The 20,599-nt window shown below is 47.8% G+C and carries 18 protein-coding genes and 1 riboswitch; of the genes, 4 read left to right on the top strand and 14 right to left on the bottom strand.

Going from position 1 to position 20,599, the window contains the following annotated elements:
• Positions 1–51: 51 nt before the first annotated feature.
• From DVH26_RS18490 to DVH26_RS18460, 7 genes are all read right to left on the bottom strand, one after another.
• The gene (locus tag DVH26_RS18490; RefSeq protein WP_239635231.1) at positions 52–1,584 is read right to left on the bottom strand and encodes an extracellular solute-binding protein; all 1,533 of its coding nucleotides are present in this window, start codon (positions 1,582–1,584) and stop codon (positions 52–54) included.
• A gap of 20 nt (positions 1,585–1,604) precedes the next feature.
• Entirely contained in the window at positions 1,605–2,471 is an 867-nt protein-coding gene (locus DVH26_RS18485) for a carbohydrate ABC transporter permease (RefSeq protein ID WP_239635230.1), read from the bottom strand.
• A gap of 43 nt (positions 2,472–2,514) precedes the next feature.
• Entirely contained in the window at positions 2,515–3,468 is a 954-nt protein-coding gene (locus DVH26_RS18480) for an ABC transporter permease (RefSeq protein WP_239635229.1), read from the bottom strand.
• A 142-nt stretch (positions 3,469–3,610) separates the two neighbouring features.
• The gene (locus DVH26_RS18475) at positions 3,611–5,926 is read right to left on the bottom strand and encodes a helix-turn-helix domain-containing protein (RefSeq protein WP_239635228.1); all 2,316 of its coding nucleotides are present in this window, start codon (positions 5,924–5,926) and stop codon (positions 3,611–3,613) included.
• Between the two features lie 291 nt (positions 5,927–6,217).
• The gene (locus DVH26_RS18470; RefSeq protein WP_239635227.1) at positions 6,218–7,561 is read right to left on the bottom strand and encodes an ABC transporter substrate-binding protein; all 1,344 of its coding nucleotides are present in this window, start codon (positions 7,559–7,561) and stop codon (positions 6,218–6,220) included.
• A gap of 225 nt (positions 7,562–7,786) precedes the next feature.
• Complete coding sequence (locus tag DVH26_RS18465) at positions 7,787–8,368, bottom strand: GNAT family N-acetyltransferase (RefSeq protein ID WP_239635226.1); 582 nt, start codon at positions 8,366–8,368, stop codon at positions 7,787–7,789.
• A gap of 81 nt (positions 8,369–8,449) precedes the next feature.
• On the bottom strand, positions 8,450–9,820 hold the full coding sequence (locus DVH26_RS18460) for a M23 family metallopeptidase (RefSeq protein WP_239635225.1): 1,371 nt from the start codon (positions 9,818–9,820) through the stop codon (positions 8,450–8,452).
• 195 nt (positions 9,821–10,015) lie between these two features.
• Between DVH26_RS18460 and DVH26_RS18455 the strand changes: the two genes are divergently transcribed.
• The gene (locus DVH26_RS18455; RefSeq protein ID WP_239635224.1) at positions 10,016–11,659 is read left to right on the top strand and encodes an S-layer homology domain-containing protein; all 1,644 of its coding nucleotides are present in this window, start codon (positions 10,016–10,018) and stop codon (positions 11,657–11,659) included.
• Between the two features lie 99 nt (positions 11,660–11,758).
• Here the strand turns inward: DVH26_RS18455 and DVH26_RS18450 are convergent, their stop codons facing one another.
• Entirely contained in the window at positions 11,759–11,995 is a 237-nt protein-coding gene (locus DVH26_RS18450; protein ID WP_239635223.1) for a hypothetical protein, read from the bottom strand.
• Between the two features lie 481 nt (positions 11,996–12,476).
• Here DVH26_RS18450 and DVH26_RS18445 point away from each other — a divergent pair, with 481 nt between their 5' ends.
• On the top strand, positions 12,477–12,779 hold the full coding sequence (locus tag DVH26_RS18445) for a hypothetical protein (RefSeq protein ID WP_239635222.1): 303 nt from the start codon (positions 12,477–12,479) through the stop codon (positions 12,777–12,779).
• Positions 12,780–13,025: 246 nt separating this feature from the next.
• A complete protein-coding gene (locus DVH26_RS18440) occupies positions 13,026–13,217 on the top strand; it encodes a hypothetical protein (RefSeq protein ID WP_239635221.1) in 192 nt (63 codons plus the stop codon).
• Positions 13,218–13,282: 65 nt separating this feature from the next.
• Here the strand turns inward: DVH26_RS18440 and DVH26_RS18435 are convergent, their stop codons facing one another.
• Positions 13,283–13,810, bottom strand: coding sequence for a DUF420 domain-containing protein (locus DVH26_RS18435; RefSeq protein ID WP_239635220.1), 528 nt, complete (start codon positions 13,808–13,810; stop codon positions 13,283–13,285).
• A gap of 143 nt (positions 13,811–13,953) precedes the next feature.
• Positions 13,954–14,574, bottom strand: a complete 621-nt coding sequence (locus DVH26_RS18430; RefSeq protein WP_239635219.1) for a LysE/ArgO family amino acid transporter — start codon at positions 14,572–14,574, stop codon at positions 13,954–13,956.
• Positions 14,575–14,727: 153 nt separating this feature from the next.
• On the opposite strand from DVH26_RS18430, the gene DVH26_RS18425 reads away from it, so the two are divergent.
• The gene (locus DVH26_RS18425) at positions 14,728–16,212 is read left to right on the top strand and encodes an aminotransferase-like domain-containing protein (RefSeq protein WP_239635218.1); all 1,485 of its coding nucleotides are present in this window, start codon (positions 14,728–14,730) and stop codon (positions 16,210–16,212) included.
• Here DVH26_RS18425 and DVH26_RS18420 read toward each other — a convergent pair.
• From DVH26_RS18420 to DVH26_RS18405, 4 genes are all read right to left on the bottom strand, one after another.
• Positions 16,201–18,504 carry an ATP-dependent DNA helicase gene (locus DVH26_RS18420; RefSeq protein WP_239635217.1) on the bottom strand — a complete coding sequence of 768 codons (2,304 nt, stop codon included), beginning with the start codon at positions 18,502–18,504 and terminating at the stop codon, positions 16,201–16,203. The genes DVH26_RS18425 and DVH26_RS18420 overlap by 12 nt on opposite strands.
• A gap of 123 nt (positions 18,505–18,627) precedes the next feature.
• Entirely contained in the window at positions 18,628–19,071 is a 444-nt protein-coding gene (locus DVH26_RS18415) for a DUF6376 family protein (RefSeq protein ID WP_239635216.1), read from the bottom strand.
• Between the two features lie 177 nt (positions 19,072–19,248).
• Positions 19,249–19,416: a hypothetical protein gene (locus DVH26_RS18410; RefSeq protein WP_239635215.1), complete on the bottom strand. Its 168-nt coding sequence runs from the start codon at positions 19,414–19,416 to the stop codon at positions 19,249–19,251.
• A 102-nt stretch (positions 19,417–19,518) separates the two neighbouring features.
• Positions 19,519–19,667, bottom strand: a riboswitch (cyclic di-AMP (ydaO/yuaA leader).
• 176 nt (positions 19,668–19,843) lie between these two features.
• The gene (locus DVH26_RS18405) at positions 19,844–20,587 is read right to left on the bottom strand and encodes a MerR family transcriptional regulator (protein ID WP_239635416.1); all 744 of its coding nucleotides are present in this window, start codon (positions 20,585–20,587) and stop codon (positions 19,844–19,846) included.
• Positions 20,588–20,599 lie beyond the last annotated feature (12 nt).

Here is a 20,599-nt window from a genome sequence, read left to right as displayed (position 1 = left end):
TTCGACTCAACGATCTCGCGACCTATGCTCTCGAGCTTTGTCTACGGACGTCTACTTCTTACCTTGCGCCTGATACGCTTTATTAACGGCATCAAGCACCTTGTTCCCGCCTTGATCGCGCCATTTTTTGGAAAGCTCGGTTAACCCGGTGTCGATATCTCTTTTCCCCGTAATCATTTCAATATAATATTGATTCATCAGCTCTCCCAGCACGCCGCCCATCTCAATCTCCTCAACCGTCGTTGAATGGATCAGATTAGGCACCATGTTTTTGGTCGCAATGTCTACGGATTCCTTCGCCCGGTCGGCTTGCGGCTCCGTCTGAGGCAAGTAATTTTCCGTCAACGGCCAGACAAGGCTGCCCCATGCCAGCGGATGAGCCCAACCATTGGCGGCAAAGCCGTCTTTTGCCCGCTCTTCTTCGTTGTAGACGATTTTGTCGCCCTGCTTGGTATAATGAACGCCCTCCATACCTAGCTCCAACAAGCTGCGACCTTCCTTGGACAGCATAAACTCAATGAGCTTCGCCGCCTTTTCCGGATTCTTTGCTTGCTTTGTAATTCCGGTGAATAAGCCGTTTTTCGGATTACTGTTCATGCCTCTTTTGCCGTCGGGACCCGCGGGCGGCGCAGAATAGCCGAGTTTTCCGTTAGGGTTAATTTTTTGCAAGCTCGTTTCGAGACGATTCACATGACGGAATAACGGCGCAGACATGAAACCAACCTTGCCTTGGTAAAACTTTTGCTCGCGCTGCTGCGTATCGTTCAATAAAAACTCCGGATCGATCAGCTTCTCATCCCACAGCTTGCGCAAATACTGCACGCCCTGCTTGAACGCAGGATGCTCGAAGATCGGCACTACCTTGCCTGCGCTATCCAGAACCCAATCCCCGTGCGGCATCCCGTACGCATAGAACACAAAATTAAACGATCCGTTAAAGCCTGTGCTCTTTTGCGCGGTTAAACCGTATGTGTCGTTTTTCCCGTTTTTATCCGGGTCTTTGGTCGTCACATCTTTTAGCGCTTGGTGAAACTCATCCAAGGTTTGCGGCGGCTTTAAGCCGAGAGCATCCAACCAGTCCGCGCGAAAGGCAATCGTCGTATTCGCCCGCTCCTCAATGAACGGATAGCCGTAATATTTCCCGTTCACCGCGGTCCATTGGAGATTTTTCTCGATTTTCTCTTTCACCGTCGGCATCAGAGGCAAATAGTCGTTGATTGGAAGCAGCAGACCTTCGTCAATCCATTGATTCAGTGATGGCGACGGGTAGTTGATGGTAACGATATCCGGCAGGTCGCCGGTAGCCATGGCTACGTTGATTTTCTCGTAACCGTTTTCAGGAACGAATTTGACTTCGAGATCAATGTTCAATCTTTTGTTGATTTCCGCGACGATACGATCTCCCGGTTTGATTCCCATGGCCGCGTTATCCCCTGGCGTCAGGAACACAATCTTGGTTGGTTTATCGCCGTCACTCCCCCCTTCCTTCTTGCTCGCATTATCCGCTCCACTGCTGCAAGCAGTTGAAGATAGGGTCAACACAACAGCTAGAGCAGCCAACGCGCCTTGTTTCGATCGTCTCATTTACATGTCCCCCTCTAAGCTTATTCCTTCACAGCGCCCAAAGTAACGCCTTGTACGAAATACCGTTGAAAAAATGGATAAATGATCATCACCGGAATCGTTGATATCATAATTGTCGCCATTTTGATGGATTGTCCCAGTAGAAACGGACTGTCCCCCCCTGACTGAAAAGCCGCCTCATTATCGATCAGCATCGACCGGAGGAACAGCTGTAGCGGCCAAATATCCTTGTCGGTAATGTACATGACGGCCGTAAAAAACTCGTTCCATTTGGATACCGCGTAAAATAACGAGATGGTGGCAATCGCGGGCATCGACAAAGGGATGACAATGCGCAGCAATATGCCAAAATCGTTGCTGCCGTCTATTTTAGCCGACTCCTCCAGACTCTCCGGAATGGATGTGAAAAAACTGCGCATGATGATGAGATTGTACGTTTGAATCATAGCGGGAATCATCATCGCCCAGACCGAGTTCATCATCCCCAGCTGCTTCACGACAAGATAGTTCGGGATAATCCCTCCGCTGAACATCATCGTGAAGACGATGGCGAACATAAGGACTCTTCCCCCGGGCAGTTCTTTCTTGGATAAAGCGTAGGCGGCGAGCGTCGTGGCGATCATGCTGATTACCGTACCGAGAACCGTAACCAGGAAACTGACCTTGTAAGATGTCCAAAGCTGATCCAGCTTCAATAAGTACTCATAGGACTCTAATGTTAGAGTTCGAGGGAATAAGTGAACACTTTGGGCCAAGCTTTCGTTCAACGGCGTGATCGAGATGATCAGTGAATCCCAGAACGGGTATAGCGTCAATAACGCAATCAGCGTCAATAGCACAAGATTGAACCCGTCAAACAGCTTGCTCGCAAAACCGGTATGTGTCATATGAATCCTCCTGACGGCTACTCGTCTGTAGTTCCTTATCGTTCTAATAAATTCCCTGCTCGCCCATCATTCTTGACAGTCGATTCGCAATAACAAGCAGGACGAAATTAATGGCCGACTTGAACAATCCGACTGCAGCCGCGAGGCTGAAACGTCCTTCCGTCAACCCGATCCGGTAGACGTACGTGTCGATGATATCCGCTACATTATAAACGCCGGGGTGATACAGCACGAAGATTTGCTCGAACCCCGCTTCCATCAGGCTGCCGATGCGAAGAATAAGCAGGATGACTATCGTGCCGCGGATGGATGGCAGAGTAATGTGCCATATTCGGCGCCAACGGTTCGCTCCGTCCATCAAGGCAGCCTCATACAGCTGCGGATTCACTCCTGCCAGCGCCGCCATATAAATGATCGTGTTCCAGCCGAACTCCTTCCAGATCATCGACCATACGAGCGTGCTGCGGAAATGGGATTCATCCGTTAAAAATCCGACCGGATCTCCCCCCAATGAACGGAGGATGTTATTGACGACGCCGTTATCCGTAGATAACAGGTTGATCAGCAAGCCTCCCATAATAACCCACGATATAAAGTGAGGCAAATAAACGATCGTTTGGACGACTTGCTTGAACAGCAGCTTCCTGACCTCGTTCAGCAGTACAGCCATAATCAGCGGCAGCGGAAACCCGAACAGCAACCGGTACAAGCTGATCACAATCGTGTTCCAAAACACCTGCCAAAATTTATCGAGCTTGAACAAATACTCGAAATGTTGAAATCCGACCCATGGACTGCCAACAATCCCCTTCGTAATGCTGAATTGTTTGAACGCAATCAATGCTCCGTACATCGGATAATAATGGAAGATCCCGTAATAAACGATCGCAGGCAAAAGCATCAAATACAAATAGCGGAATAAAAGAATGCGCTTCCATAATGTCTGTTTTCTGACCAACGCCTTCGACTGGACTGTAGTCGCCGGAATTGCCATCATGATTCCCCCTGTCTTTATAGTTTGTTTTTGAAAACATCTTCAGCATAGGGGCTCAGGCAATCCGGCTCAAGATTGATTTTTTGTAAACGGTTTCTTTTGATAAGATTCACAGGTATCAATTCATCGGAAAGGGTTCAATTTCTCAGTTTTCGATTCTCAAACGATCCAGAGAGCTGCGGTTTCGATATTCCGTAGGCGTCAAACCGGTCATCTTCTTGAAGGTTCGAATAACGTTTTGCTTTTGACCGAAGCCGGTGAGCTCGGCGATTTCATTAATATTTTTATCCGTATTGTCCAGCAGTCGGCATGCTTCCTCGAACCGGATCTCCGTCAAATAATCGATGAAGGTTTTGCCGGTTACCTCCTTAAACACTTTGGACAAATAATTGCTGTTCATAAAAACGAGATCAGCGAGCATCTGCAGGCTAAGAGGCTCCCGGAAATGGGCGCGGATGTACGCTGTGAGCTTTTCAATGACTTCGGCATTTTTGTTCTCCCTCTTATCCTGAAGCTCCGACGCGGTATTCCTGATCAGCTCTCCAAACCAATGCTGCACGTCCTCAGGACTTTGCAATTTGGCAAAATCGGCGTACCAATGCCGTTCTTCCTCATCCGGTCCCCCGCCTCTTTGTACAAGCTCCACCCGGACGGCAACCAATCCGTTCAATAAATGCGTCAAAATCATATGCTTGTAGGAGAAGCCGAACTGCGAATCGTTGTTCAATTGCGTGATCATTTCGTCCTTCTGAGCAAGCGCCTTGTCCAGATTGCCTGTCTTGAGCTCCGCTATCAGCTTCTCCACCTGTTGGCGGTATGCGATAAACCGGTTCCTGTTCGAACGGTTCAATTCCAAATCATGAAGCGACAGAATGCTTCCTTGCCCTGCTACTTGCTCATACAACAATGCTTCCGCTGCTTCGTTATAGGACAAAGCGATTTCGGTAAGCTTTTTATACTTGCCGCCTATGCCCACGGTCATTACGACATCATCCATTTGTTCACTCACGACAGAAATCATGCGGAGGGCTAGCTCCTTTGCTTTCTCGAATGCGTGCGAATGATCCGGCTCGTTTCCGGTGTTCATGATGATGACATCGTGCCTGTGGAATTGGCTGACATAGACGCCTTTTCCAAAGCCGGCCATAGCTTGCTCGCAGATCGACCTAATTTGAAAATAGATCAGGTTGCGCTCCTGCTCCCCGCTCTCCGTTATCGAAGCAGCCTCCATATGGACTCGCAGCACCAGCACCATGAAATGCTCCGGATTCAAATCCAAACCGTAATATTCCAGCTGCCGCAGCATGTCCTTCTCATCGGTGGTTTTGCCGGACAACAGATTGACCAGCACGTGGTCCTGCAATATCAATTCCTGACTGCGGAATTTAGCTTTGAACTCTTCGTTCTCATGGAACAGCCGGTTGATCGATTCGCCAATAAAACCGAATTCATCTTTCCCTTGCATGTCCTGCAGAGGATTCTCCCTGTTCGAAGCAAGAGCCATCACCATTTTTTTAACCGGCTTATAGTAATTGCGCGATACTACTACCATCATCAGTACGCCCAGCACCAGTACGAACAGCGAAATAAATATCGTAAGATGAATGACGTCCTTGGATCGCTTGAATACTTCGTCGTAAGGATTGAGGGTCAGGTAGATCCACCCGTTAAACGATGAGGTCATAAAGGAAACTAGGGTAGGTTCGCCATGGATTTCCTCCACGAAGTACCCTACCTTTTCACGCTGAATCCGCTCCATGTCGGTCTGGTTGAAGCGGGTCAGAAGCATCGATTTGTCTTTGTAAGACAGCACCTGCCCCTCCGGGTTCAAAATCGCCACATTGCCTAGCTTACGCTTATTCGTGTTCACCACAGCGTTATACAGTACGTCCTCCTTCAAATTGATCTGAAGTGCGCCTTGCTTCTTCACACTTTGAATCGGCACGCTGAAATAAAACGAGATGACGGTATCGGAGCGCACCGCCGAAGCGGCATTGGCAGCCTCCCAAGCGGAAGTCGTACGCCCCTCCAGAAATTTGCTCAGATGATCGGCATAAAGGAAATCGGCGATATCGGTGATCCCCGAGCTGGATATGAGCTTTTTATTAACCGCACTATACAAATAAATGGAGTCGATGTAATTGGAAGAGTTGATTCGCGTAGAAAACAAGTCTCCCGTATTTTTCAAGAAACGGTATTCCTCCTCCAGATTCCACGGCAGCCATACGGATTTTTGGACATCGGTATTCAATGCCAGTGAGCTGGCCATCTGCTGTACTTCGCCGAATGCCTGTTCGACAATTTTTCTCGATTGGTCCAGCAGCTCCGTATTGCTTCCGAGCACTTCCTCCTTGAGCATGGAGTTCGTATAGCGATATACAAGTGTGCCGACCAGCAATGTAATGACCATCATCGCGACGGTCAAGTGAAACAGCAGCCGGATAAACACGGATCGCTTCATATTCAGATACCCCCTAAACAAACGTTGATTGCAACCGCTTTATAAGATCCCATGATTTTCTTATCTATGATCCAAGTGTATTACGATTTTACGCAAGATGTAAGGAGGAAATCCGGTCGAACTTGTGGAAGGCTTTCGTTTTAACAATATCAAAAAGAAATGGTCATCGCGCATGCGCGCTGCGGTTAAACATTCCAGAAACACCAAAAAAGCCCCGGAATCATCCGGGACTCTTCATTCTCGTGTTTTTATAATCATGTTGAACTGGCATAAGAAGCTGTTGCTTGAACCCTATTTGGTCCGTTTCTCGTCAATCGCTTTGGTTATATCCTCGCCGGCTTGCCTCAATGCGGTATTAATGTCCACTCCATCGATAACGACTTTGAGGAAAGCATTATTAATAGCGGAGGCGACTTTGTTCGGATCCGCCTTGACAAGCCCTTTGTCCCTTTGAGGAGAGGCCGGTGCCAAATCATATTTATAGGCTGCTTCGACATGCTTTCCTTTTAGAGCCGGAACGTTCTGGCCGAACGTTTTGACCGCTTTGTCCATCGCTTTGATCGATGGCAGGCCTGCCAAATTCGTGGCATAATCCGTTTGTACTTCATCCGAAAGCAGATAAGCAATAATTTTAAAGGAAATGTCTTTATTCTTATTCGTATTCGTGATGAACCAGTATGCGGAGGACGACTGATTCATGGTGTTAGGCTTTTCTTTGAACGTCGGGATGGTGACCATATCCCACTCCAAGCCTTCCGGGAACGTACGGAACTTGGTAAGCTGGTTAACCTGCATCGCTACATCGCCTTTGATAAAAGCATCCGATTCGACGCCGGCCGATCTGTTCTTCGTATCCCGGTTATTGTTCGTAATTTGATAAAAGCGCGCAAGGTTCTCAAACTGCTTCTTCCAAGCTTCGTCATTGTACATTTTGTCAGCCTTCGGATCCAAATACGGAATGCCAAGCTGATTATCTCTCATGATGACCCCTTGCTGCATGCTGAAGCCGCGATATACTTTGCCGCCATCCACTCTCGTCAGCTTCTGAGCCAGGTCGTACACTTCGTCCCATGTCATTCCATCCTTCGGATAAGGGACACCGAACCGGTCGAAAATCGATTTGTTATAATAAAGCACCTGCGGGTCGAAGTCCGGCATTGGAAGACCGAACAATTGTCCGTCCGGATTCGTGTTGCGGATAGCGTCGATAAGCTGCGGTTTGAAGCGGGACAAATCATAATTATATTTCTTCACAAGCTCGGACATATCGTAGGCGAGGCCCGTTTCGATGATAAACCCGTCTACCCCGTTGGTCTTGCCGTACATGATGTCAGGATAAGTACCGGCATTAAGCAGGTCCTGTAAAGTCTGGCCCGTCGTACGCGGAATGAAATTGATGGTCACGTTCGGAAATTTCTGCTTGATGCGATCGCCGTAATATTGGTTGAATACATCCATATCGTCAGGAAAATCCGACTTGAAGGTGAGCGTTACCGGCTCGTTATCGACCTTGTTCAAATCGGCGGCAGTTTCTGCAGGAGCCTTGTCAGTCGAAGTTGTTGACGAAGAGCTGCAGGCTGCAAGCAGCGGAATAAGCAGCGTGCATGAAATGGCTGTGGAAATGACTTTGTTCAAGAAATGACCCCCTTAAGTAGTAAATGAATCCAAACTGGAAGCGCATTCAAGATGTTGCGAAAGCCACTCGTCCAATCGCTTGCAAATGCATTATATTTAATCTTTCCAGAAACATTCCTTATTAAGATCAATATATCAGGAATCATACGTTTGTCAACAAATTATTACAAAAATGAAACCGCTATCAATCATATCAACAAAAAAACAGCTGGCTCCTGTTCGGAGCTAGCTGTTTGGGAATTCTTCTCCACGTACCTTGGCATAAATCATCGTATCTCGTAAAGCCCCCTTAACATCGCGGGCCTCACTCCGCAATACCGCTTCGAGCGTGAAGCCGGCTCTCTCAGCCACCTTACTGCTTCGGGAATTCAGGGAATCGCAGCGGATTTCGATCCGGTTGGCATTCAAGTGCCAAATGGCGAATTCCGTAATTCCATTGACCGCCTCGGTAATGTAGCCTTGTCCTGCACAGGATGTGCGCACCCAGTAAACGATCTCGAAGCGCCCGGCTTCCCAATCGATCCGGTGCAGACCGCTGCACCCGACAAGCTCCCCTGTAACCTTATTCATTAACATGAGGCGCAAGTCGGTTCGGTCCAAAAATTTCAGCCGCGCCTGGCGAATGTTAAGCTCTGACTCTTCGAGGCTCGGAATCTGCTGCGCCCACGGCATCCAATGACGCAGCTCCTCGATGCTTTCCTTTACCGCTTCGTTCACTGCTTCCCCGTCTCCCCACAGCGGAGCGCGAATTAACAATCGGTCGGTTTCGAAGCTTTCGGGAAACGACAATAAAATCGGATTCTTCACGGTTTCCACCACCCCAGTTGAAGATATTTCCAATTAAGCTACCATAATATGGGCGAATTCGCAATACCTTGTTACAGCAGCTTATTGCGGCTTGCCTAGCCAATGAAACGGTGTCGTATTAAAATACAAATTCGGATTCACCGGCACATTGTTCGCCCAGAAGGTAAAGTGCAAATGCGGGCCGGTAGAGAAGCCCGTGGAGCCTACCAAGCCGATGATGTCGCCTTTCTTAACTTTATCTCCGGTCTTAACCTTCAGCTCCGACAGGTGGGCATATTGAGAGAACAGCCCGATTCCGTGATCGATGTAGATCGAATTGCCGGTTAAGTACAAGCTGTCCGCCAGGGCGACCACTCCATCGTTCGTCGCTTTGATTGGCGTACCTTGCTTGGCCGCGAGGTCTAGTGCCAGATGGGATCCGCTCAGCTTGCCGTTGACATAGCGCATATGCCCGTAAGGCGTCGTCAAAATACCTTCAATCGGTTTGATGAATTCCGATGTGAACAGAAACTCAGGAGCGGAAATGCTTCGTGCTGCATCTATTTTTACCTGGTCCGCTTGGATTCGCTTCGTGTCCTGGCGCATGCTGTTCATCTCTTCCGTCACTTGAAGATACTGCTTAGGGAAGTTTTGAGCCGTCACCTTCAAGATTTGATCGCCGATCGGATAATCGCCCGGCTTCACTTCGGTACTGATTGGCAAATAGGTAAAGTAACCTGCGCCGAACGGCTGTAACGTATAGGTTTTCCCCTGCCAATCCATCGTTCCCGGCTTATTATGGCGAATCAGCGCGACATCCCCCTGACTAACCGTTCCAGGGATCAGCAGCCATTCGGAGCGGAATGCCTGTTCCGCCTGTTCTTTGGAAGCGTACCACTGCGATTCGTTCTGCATCCTTTGCAGCAGCCGCTTTTCCTCTTGGATCGCATCCTTTACACCGCTTGTAACCTCGGACTGCCAGCTAGCGCCCCCATCGGTTGTGACGAACAGCTTCTCTCCTATAGCGCCTTGATCCTGAACGAGCGCCCAGCCTACTCGGTCCGTCATCATTTGCATTTGCTTAAGCGAATATTCTTTCTCAAGATACTTGATCGTTGTGACGGGCTTGGACTCTTGTAAAATCATCCATTGATCTTCCGGCTGAGATCCCGTTGTGGCTTCAACCGGGACATTATCCGCCTTCACCCATGAAGAGCCTCCGTCCGATGTCGCCATGATGCCGTCCGCATACCGGATCCAGCCATGATCGAAGTCCGTCATGCGAAATTCAACAGCTTCTCTATACTTCGGAGCCGGCGGCTCTGCCGTCTTGGCCTCCTGCTTCCAGCCTTCGGGAATCATATGCTGAAAACCGGGCATCGCATACAGTGCGCCGCCTGCGGCCATCCCTGCAACGAGTCCGAATAGCAGCAGTGCGGTTTTCTTGGATTTACGTTGTTTTACTCGCGTCATCTTTATTTCATCCTCCGGATAATCCCGATCTTACTGTAAATATTAGGGTTCCCTCCCATTCTCACATCTTTTTAAGAGGATTACAATGATTTCTTTGTTATAACTAAACCTGCCACTATTCGTATGTTGGCATTTCGGTTAAACTCGTAGTATGATTGACTTTAGTAGATTATATAGAAGAGGAGAACCATTACGATGAAAAAAAGCATTACGCTGGTTGCAACTACAGCAATGGCATTTTCTATGTTCGCATCGGTTGCAATGGCGGACACAGCCAAAACGTCAGCAGATTATACAGATCTCGCCGGAATCGAATCCGGTTTAAAAACCAAAATTGACACGCTTCTGTCGAAAGGTATTTTTGAAGGCGTATCCAGCGATACATTCGGCATTTCGCAAAATATGACCCGCGCACAATTCGCCAAAGTAGCTTCTCTTGTGTTCGGCCTGAAAGTGGACACATCGCTTCAAACCTCCAGCTTCACAGACGTTCAAGCGAACGATCCTGCCAACGGCTGGGCGATTCCTTATATCGAGGCAGCCAAAAAAGCCGGTCTGATCGACGGCATGACGGAAACCACTTTCGCTCCTGGCGATAATGTTACAGTCGGTCAATTGGATACGGTGCTGCTGAAAGGCCTCGGTAAAAAGGTAGATACATCCGCAACTCCTTGGTATGCGAATGCGGTGAAGCAAGCGACCGAGCTTGGCATTCATCCTTCCAATAAAAATGGCGATGCCGCAGCTACCCGCGCGGATCTAGTTGTAGGTGCATACGGCTCTTTGCCGGCGCCGCCAACAACGGAGCAGCCGGCAAATGAAAATAAAGTGTCGGTAGCCTCGGTACGAGCTCAAGGTGATGTGACTATCGTCGTAGCACTCGACAAGACAGTAGATACAGCCAAAGCTTCGTTTACGGTAAGTAAAGACGGTACTCTGCTCCCTGTTACGACAAATTGGGAAGTGGATAAGAAAACAGCTACTTTGACTCTGTCAACAGACAACAAGCTGACATCAGGAAGCTATGTCGTTACTTTAGGCGGTATTGACAGCTCGACGATCGGCACTGCATCCGCAACATTAACCGTCGGCAGCGTTTCTAGCTCCACAGGAGATTACAAATACTGGGTTCCTGAATCCTACACGCTCAGTAACGTTATCGATAGCGGTTTGACGGAATCCGCAACCGGAGAATCCGGCTACGCTACGAGAGCCGAAGCCGAGGACCCTACTCAGAGCATGTTTGCCAAAGAAATCGAAATCACCGTTACAACGACATCCGGTGATGAAGTGGCGGCTCCCGGTCTTATCGAGTCCGTTACCTCTTCGAATCCAACGATTGTCAAAGCTGCCGTATCTGCTGACCATAAAGGGTATATTCTAGGCAACAAAGCGGGTACAGCAACAATCAACATTCTTTATAAGACGATTTCCGGCGAGAAGAAGCAGCTTTCCGTTCCGGTAACCGTTAAGGACGAAACGATCTCTACTCAGAAAGTCGAGGCAAGAGATACCACTATTAAAGCAACGGTATCCACAGTAACAAGCGGTGTATATGGCGGAGTATTCAACGCCTATGAAGAAATGGATATGCTGGTTACCGATAATTACGGCAATGAATATGAGCGTGAAGAAATTCAGGATTACAACTTTGCATTGGGAATCCAGTTCATGGCTGAGGATGTCGTAGGCGATCCTTCCAAGGGGGATACCGGTTCGGTAATGATTGACAATGCAGGCTACGTATTTATTAAAGGTAACGTAACCCAGTTCACTTTGACGGTTGTAACTACGAACGGTACCCGTGTTGCTGCGGGTGTTCAAGTAACGCAGGAATAGTTTTCCGGAAATTCAGCATAAAGAGCCCTGGTATAGTCACCTATGCCAGGGCTTTTTTTACTGCTCTTCACCGATCACGTCGGCGTCCAGGCAGCAGCGTTACTTTTTATTGTCGTCGGAATTTCTACCGAGTATCCGGTCATAGCGGTTATCGATCTCTTCCGCCATTTGCCGGTACAGCTTCGTCTCTTCGACCACAGGCTCGACTTGCGCTTGTATGCGGATTTCCGTTTTTATAGGCAGTCGTTTTCGTGCCGCTTCCGTCGTGTCCTGCTGTTCCATTTCGCCTTCCGTCAGCGTTTGGGCGAGCTGCTCTTCCACTTTTTTGGCGTCCATTCCCTCATCCCTCCAAGTGTGCACAAGATTCTCCAATTACTTTACCCGTCATCTTGATCAATTACCCAGCAACTTATATTAATGTTATTAATTATTAATGTTATAAAAAATCATTCCGCTCAGATGATGTTTAGCCATCCGGCCTTTCTTGAAGCCGGTGTGACGAATTCAATATGAACCTGCTGTTCATCTACCGAGAACGATTTAATGGTTCGACTGGAGCTTAAGCTTAAAGAAAGCAAGACTGCATATTTTCTATATAACTATTATGCAAGAAAGTCCGGCCTGAACATGTTGGGCTTTTTTATGTATTCGGCAAACATTTTGTATAAAACTTTACAATCCAGAATACGCTTACATTGGAGAATATAGTTTTCACAACTTCTCTATCAACATGTGCTTCAAATAGAATGATTTGGGTAATAATTCCCATAACAACAAGAGCAGTCATGATAAGACCAGGTATAAGGAGAGATGATTGATGAACAAGTTGAACATGCAATTAGGGATCATGGCAATGTGCGCTGTCTTCATGCTGCCTGCCGCTGCCGGTGCAGCCGCTGCGACCGACTCCGGGGCTAAGGCAACGTCGGAACCGTCAAAAACTACACCTGCCGTAATCTCCGGCAGCGTCGGTCAAACGAATGTAAACGGAGTCGTCGTACCGGGCTACTATGTGACGAATCCCGACTCAAGAGTAGCTTACATTCCAGGCGGAGTCGGTCTGGTCGTTGTGAATAAAGGAACGGCATTGCCTCCCGGAGCTTATTATGTGACCAAATAACAGGGTATAGTTTGCCTCATTCACTTACATACTAATTACTGTTACCACATTTCATAGGCAGCATGTTCTAATAATTATTTATCAAGATCGGAATAAGTTCTTCTCCTAATGTTTTTAGGGGGGAACTTATTTCGTTAACTGAATCTCTCTTACCTGCGACGTTAACATTAATTAAATGTACGCCTAATACTCCTATTACACTTTACATTTACAATAAAGTCATCTAAGGTTACAGGAGGAATTGCCATGAGAATCCACCCAAAGCCTATCCAAAGAATCATCGCTATCGTTTGCTTGGTCTCTTTATTTCTTGTCGGGATCAATGAACTTCGTTCGAGGTTTGTTTTGGTCAATCCTATTCCGACGGATTCGTACGAGTATGAATTCGAATTTTTGAACGGCAAGGTGCCTGCCAATCCTCACGGTATTACAAGATGATACAAAAACACCGCTCGACCCAATGTCGGCGGCGTAATGTTGTGACCCCTCTAACTTCCCCTATATCAATAATAAGGTTTAATCATTAAATAAACGAGTACTCCTGTGAAGCTGACATAAAGCCACAGCGGCATAGTCCAACGGGCAATTCGGCGATGCTTGTCCAGTTTATTCGTAATCCCCCGTGCGAACGTTAGCAAAGATAGCGGTACAATGACAGCGGCCAGTACGATATGGGTTAGCAGCACAAAATAATATACATATCTTAGAGGCCCATCTCCCCCATAAGATGTCGAAGGTGCCATGGCATGGTAAGCAAGGTAAGAGACCAGGAACAACGCCGTGGTTGTAAATGCTGCATAAATAAATCTTCGATGCCACAATACATATTTCTTCAAAATGAGAAATAGCGCCCCCAGCAAAAACACAAAGGTAAATGAATTCATGATGGCGTTAAATAGAGGCAATACTTTCAGATCAAAGCCCGCAACCGGATCAATATTCGGCAAAAATAAAAGCAGTAACACAAGGACATTAATTGCAATGGAAAGTCCTACGACCCATGGAACATAGTTGAAGGTAGATGTTTTCATCGGAAGCGGTGCTCCTTTTATCTTAATTTGCATGGACTGTCGGTCTGCTGCAACCTGATCTTACGCAAAACTTGGTACAAGGTCAATATGAACCGGCACATTGTGCAACATTAGACAAGGCTTCTTGACCGAATTATGAATATTCAGGCTGAACCGATAAGCTTCCATACCATGTAAACCGCGGTTGACCAAATTAGAAGAGCCGAGCATTTAGACAATCCCATCCTAAATCCTTTAGCCCAATTTACATTCCCCATTCGATGACCGGCAATGGCCAAGCCTGTGAACCATATCCAGGACACAACGATAACCGCTGATGTAAATGCTGTCTTCTCCACGCCTATATAGCCGATCGAAGTCGTCCCAATAACCCCTATGGTGTCCAAAATAGCATGAGGATTCAATAACGATACGGAAGCTGCAAAGACGACTTGCCGCCGCCAGTCGAATTTCTGTTCCGATGCAGGATTCTGCATTACCGCTTCGCTTGTCCATAAAGTCCACCCCATATAGATCAGAAACAAGCTGCCCAATCCAAGCAGGATGCCGTTTAGCCATTCCCACTTCAAAACCACGACCGATATTCCGGACACGGCTGCTACAATCATCACCGTATCGCATAATGATGCTGTAATTACAGCGGGCATAGCCTTCTTAAGTGCCGAATGATTCATGCCCTGATTCATAATGAACACATTTTGTACGCCTAACGGCAAAATAAGCCCTAGCGCAAGTAAAAAACCATGGATCATTGCTTCAGTCATCTGTACCCTCTCTTATCTTGGTGTCGTTTTGTTTTGCCCATTATAATGCATTTCGGATGCCTTGGCTCCAACCATTTGGATGGCTGCTAAACCAACCAAGTGGTATAATATAATGGATGACAACGAACACCTGCAGGAGGATACACTTTAGACATGGAGAACTGGCAGCCTGACCGCGCCTCTCATATCCCGCTTCATTTGCAAATCAAAGCGTACATCATCAATAAAATCGCCAACGGAGAATGGCCCGTAGGAACGAAGATCCCGCCTCAGCGAAAGCTGGCGGAAGCCTTTGGCGTAAACCGCAGCACAATTGTAGCGGCTATGGATGAATTGACTGCAGACGGCTTCATCGAAGGAAGCAGCGGTGCGGGCACCATTGTCGTTAACCATACTTGGAGTGTGATGGCCTCGACTCCGCCTCCCGACTGGACTTCCTATGTGAAGTCAGGTGCTCATAGTGCGAACCTGCCGACAATCCAGCAAATTAATGAGGCGGAGTTTCGACCAGGAATCATCCGCCTTGGAACCGGCGAGCTGGCGAAGGAGCTCCTCCCTTCCCACCGAATGCAAGAGGTACTGCAATCCATCTCATTACAGGCCGTACCGCTCGGTTATGAGGAGCCGAAAGGGAATTATGCTTTGCGGCAGCATATCTCTCGGCATGTAAAATCGCTGGGGATAACGGCGTCCCCTTCGTCTATCTTGATCGTTTCCGGAGCGTTGCAAGCATTGCAGCTTATTTCTCTCGGATTACTGCACAGAGGATCGACCGTATTATTGGAAAAGCCGTCTTACCTGTATTCCGTGCCGGTATTCCCTTCCGCCGCTATGAATATGGAGGGCATACCGCTCGATAACGAGGGCATTGATGTCTCCCTTCTCCCTAGCTGCAAGAAACGCCATAACGGAGCGCTGTTGTACACGATTCCCTGCTATCACAATCCGACTGGCGTTATGATGACGCAGCAGCGTCGCGAGCAGCTAATGGATGTATGCAATAAGGAAGGCCTTCCTGTTATTGAAGATGACGTATACCGGGATTTATGGCTGGACAACCCGCCGCCCGCTCCGTTAAAAGCAATGGACGCCAACGGGATCGTCCTTTACTTAGGCAGCTTTTCTAAGACCGTAAGCCCCGGGCTGCGTATCGGCTGGGTCATTGGACCCGAGCCGGTAATCCAACGTTTGGCCGATATCAAGATGCAGACCGATTACGGATCCAGCTCGATCTCTCAATGGGCTGCCGCCGAATGGCTGTCCACCGGTCTATATGAGGAGCATCTGCAAACTGTTAGACGGCAGCTCGCCGTGCGGCGCGATGCTTGCCTTACTGCACTGGAGAAGCATTTCGGGTCGTTGGGAACCTGGAATATGCCTTCCGGGGGATTCTATATTTGGCTGTGTCTGCCGCGGCCGCTGCATATGGGAAAGCTGTTCGAGCTGGCCTTAAAGGATGGAATCCTGCTAAATCCGGGATATTTGTACGATAAGGACAATAGCAGGCATCTGCGTATTTCTTACGCTTACGCATCATTGACAGATATGGAAAAAGGGCTCGAACGACTCTCCCGTATTGTCCGGGATCTAATGAACTTGAATGGAGATGGAGGCTGCAAGTTGGCATCAGAAGTGTGAATACCTTGTAAGAGGCTTCCATTCTTCAGGCAGCAGCTGCTCATACTGGCGCTGCTCGAACCGGTCATCCACAAGCAGCAGCGTCCCGTGATCGGTTTCCGTACGGATGAGCCGGCCTCCAGCTTGAAGCACTTTGTTGATCCCCGGATAGACGTAAGCATAATCGAAGCCGTTTCTTCCATTGCGATCAAAATATTGTTTGATCAGATTACGCTCGATGTTGATCTGGGGAAGGCCGACACCAACGACAACAGTCCCGGTCAGCCGATCCCCTGTCAGATCGATCCCTTCGGAGAACATCCCTCCCATTACGGCAAATCCGATGCAAGGCTTAGCCGGATTAGTCTGGAATGCATCGAGGAATGCTTCCTTCTCTTCCTCCGACATTCCTATACGCTGTACCAACAGCTGTACATCTAAGGGATATTGGATGAACAGCTCGAGAACCTCGTTCAAGTAATCGTATGAAGGGAAAAAGATCAAGTAATTCCCGCTGCGCTCCTGCAGGATTTGGTGCAGGCTAACAGCAATGCCCCGCTTCGTTCTCTCCCGATCCCGGAACCTTGTGGAGAGCGGAAGCAGCAGCACGTCCAGCTGTTCTTTGCGGAAAGGCGACGGTATCGTGAGTACATAGTCGTCCGGACTCCCTCCGAGCATCTCCCGGTAATAATGCAGCGGCGATAAAGTCGCAGAGAAAAAGATCCGCGACCGGAAGCCTTTCGCCATCTGGCGCAGCATACCGGACGGATCGAGACAAAACAGCTTCAAGCGGATATCGTTTCGATCGAGCTCCGCTAGGGTTACATAAGCCTCATTATAGTAGCCAAGCGTACGGATAAAGGTTTGTGCAGTAAAGTATGTTTCGAGAAGGATTGTCGCAGCTTCGGCTGTCATCTCGTTTCCAGCGGATAGTTCGGCTTCCGCAGCAGCTATAAACGGCTCAAGTAGCTCGGCCAGCTCCTCAGGGCAACTGGGCATCACCACGCTTCCGCTTTCCAAGTGGGCTTTCCGAAAACGTATGAAGAAATCGTTGACCGCGTTCGCAGCCTTAGCCAGCAGCGCGTTGCTCTCTTTAAATTCACGCTTAAGCTGCAAAAACGGATACTTCGTAAGAGTGGCCGAGAACATGTCCCTTCCGCGGTCAACCAGATTATGCGCTTCATCGATTAGAATGGCCGTCTGTTTCTTTTGCTCCTCCATCATTCGTTTTAACGATACTTTGGGATCGAATACATAGTTGTAATCACATATTACGGCATCCGCAGCATAAGAAACATCGAGCGAAAACTCGAACGGGCACACCTTATGCCGCATTGCATAAGCTTCTATTACTTCGCGCGAAATCTCCTGCTCATTTGACAGCAGATCGAGCACGGCGGCATTGATACGGTCGTAATATCCGTCTGCAAACTCGCAATATTCCTTCTGACAGCGGGTTTCTTCCTTAAAGCAGATTTTATCCTTTGCGGTTAATGTGACGGACCGAAGCTGTAGACCGTTGGAACGCATTAGCCGGAAAGCTTCCTCGGCCGCTGTTCGTGTAATCGTCTTGGCTGTCAAATAGTACAATTTTTGCAGATGACCTTCGCCGATTGCTTTAATCGAAGGAAATAAAGTGGAGATGGTTTTTCCCGTTCCTGTCGGCGCTTTGGCAAATAAGGTTTGCCGCTCCATAATCGATTTGTAGACGGCACCCGCCAGCTTGCGTTGTCCTTGTCGATACGCGGCATAGGGAAAAGGCAGCTCTTTTACACTGCGGTCCCTTGCCTCAGCATGCCGGGCCTGAAACTTGGCATACGGCAAATACAGAAGGATGACCTCACCCATAAACTGCTGCAGCTCTGTGCGGGTCAGCGACTGAATGAACTGCTTTGTCTGCTCCGTATCTACTTGAACGTAAGTCAAGCGAATCCGGATAGATTCAAGCTCCTCTTGCACACAATATAAATAGGCGTAGCATTTCGCTTGGGCCCAATGGACAGGATGAGAATCCTCAAGGATAAGCTCTAGCCGACCGGCGGTTGACTTAATTTCCTCGATCAGCTCCCCCTCGGATTCCCGGATAATCCCGTCACACCGGCCTTCCAGTTGAATCAGAAGATCGTCATGCTCCCAATCTCCGGACAAATGGACCTCTTTGCGATCATGCTCGCCATAGTTGTTTTGTATAGCTTGATGTGCCTTCGTCCCTTCCTGCAAGGAAGTGGTCGTTCGGAAACCGGAATCGATGCTCCCGCCCCGGTACACATACTCAACAAGAGCTCTTACGGAAAGTATCACAGCATATGGCATAGTCCACCTACCAAGTCCATTAGGTTTCTTGGAACATTTGTTCTTATAGATTATTATACCATAAGGTGAGGACTTCAGGAGGTTTCTTAAATTTATACGTGGAATTCAGAGTCGTCGTCGTCATTATTGCGTCAAGTTTTGTAATTTATCCAAAATTTGCGTAATTTGATCCAATGTCTGAATTAATGATGAATCGGTCAATGATTTCCAGTCTATTTGGCCAACGTTCATTTGCTCGAGGTACGTATTGATTTGCTTGGTTAACGTTTCATTATAAGCCAGCAGCTGCTCGTGAATGCTCTTTGCAAAAGCAGGCGGCTCCAGCTTATTGAAGGCTTCGATTCTCGCTTTCATTTCCATGAATTCGTTCTTAATGGCTGTTCTCGCTTCCGGATCGGTAATAGCCTGCGTTGCCAAATTCGGCAGTTGCTCAGCCAGTCTTGTTCCGCTGTTGATGAATTGGGTCGCCTCGTTCACATAATTCAATGATTGATCCACCTTATCCAATAAAGAGCAGCCGGATAATAATGAAACCGCGAATAGTAATAGCAGCAGCTTTACTCTCATTAAGGTTCCCCTCCTTTTGTCATTTTCTATGTAATACTCCGCCTTGTTTGTCTTGGTTTCAAAAAAGGGGCGAAGTGCACGGCGAAGTGCACGGCGAAACGCTCCCGATCGGGCGACAACGAAAAAAAAGCTGCACAGTATTCTGCGCAGCTCCACAACTATAAGATTAAATAAGAATCAATCCGGGACGACATAATAATTCTTTCCATACACTTGAATAACATCCTCGTGATCCATCTTCTTGCCATTTCGCTTAGCTAAATCTTGAATAAACTCGAATGCGGCTCTTTGATCATGCTCATTCAATGCATCGAACAATCTGAACAATTTTTCCTTGCTTTCCATTATAAATCCTCCTCTCGAATGAACGGGACTACAGAGACGGGAAGATTGTTTGCTCTAGGAAAAACACAAAAAACACAAGGCTAGACTTGTGCTATAAGCAATCTATCCTTCCCACGACGCTTACGAGGTTAGCTGTCGGATTCGGGCTGTGAGAATTTGCCCTACGCTGTACGATCGAAATCATACCTCGATTCACCCCATGAAACTTGGTTCCCCCGTTTTTCTCAAAGAAAACTCAGCGTTAAATAGTTTAATATTTAATTAATACTATTATATCCCTACAATGCTCATTTGTAAAGCCTAATCGTTATTACCCTTCTTGCCTCAAAGAGTAACTCAAGATTAGCTTAAACAAGACTCGCTCCCTGTAACGATGGAAGCAGAAAAAAACCAGAGCTGCTTATAGCAGCCTGGTTAGTATAGAGTCTTACTTATGAGTATCGGCATAGTACGCCATTGCATCGCGCATGAAGAGAGCCAGACCTTCACCGAAATTATCAATGTTCTTCGTAAAACGCACATCATCAATATACATTTGACCAAGACCTTTGAAGCCATCCAGCGAATAGCTGCCCATTTCATTCAAGAAATCGAACCATTCTTTGATCGCCGCCTGAGCTTCGACGGACTGTGGAGAGCTATGACGCAGCGCGGCCAGCTTGAAATAGATCTGATTCATTCTTTCCCCCATTGCTGCTTGCTCCGATTTGGAAAGCTTCCCTAATTTGGCATTAGCATCATCGACCGCTTTATCTCCCCAACGTTCTCTAGCTTCTTGCTCATATGGATTATGACTGAAGTCAAATCCTGCGAATTTTTCCTTTTGTGACATTTGAATTTCTCCCTTCGAATGTTGAATTGTCTTTTCAATCGTGTTAATCATCTGATCGAGCTGCCTGCGCTTATCAAGCAGCATTGTTCTATGCAGCTCCAATGCCTCTTGTCGGTCGAACGAAGGACTGTGAATAATTTCTTTGATTTGTTTGAGTGGAAATCCAAGCTCTCTGAAAAATAATATTTGCTGCAGCACTTCGAGATTGTCATCGGAATACAGACGATAGCCGGACTCGGTAATCTCCTTTGGACTCAGCAGCCCGATCTCATCGTAATGATGTAGTGTGCGCACACTAATACCGACTAAATCCGCCACCTCTTTTACTTTCATTGCAATAAGGATGACCTC

This window comes from Paenibacillus sp. H1-7 (assembly GCF_022354825.1).
Lineage (GTDB): Bacteria > Bacillota > Bacilli > Paenibacillales > NBRC-103111 > Paenibacillus_S.
This window is presented reverse-complemented; position numbering and strand designations above follow the sequence as displayed.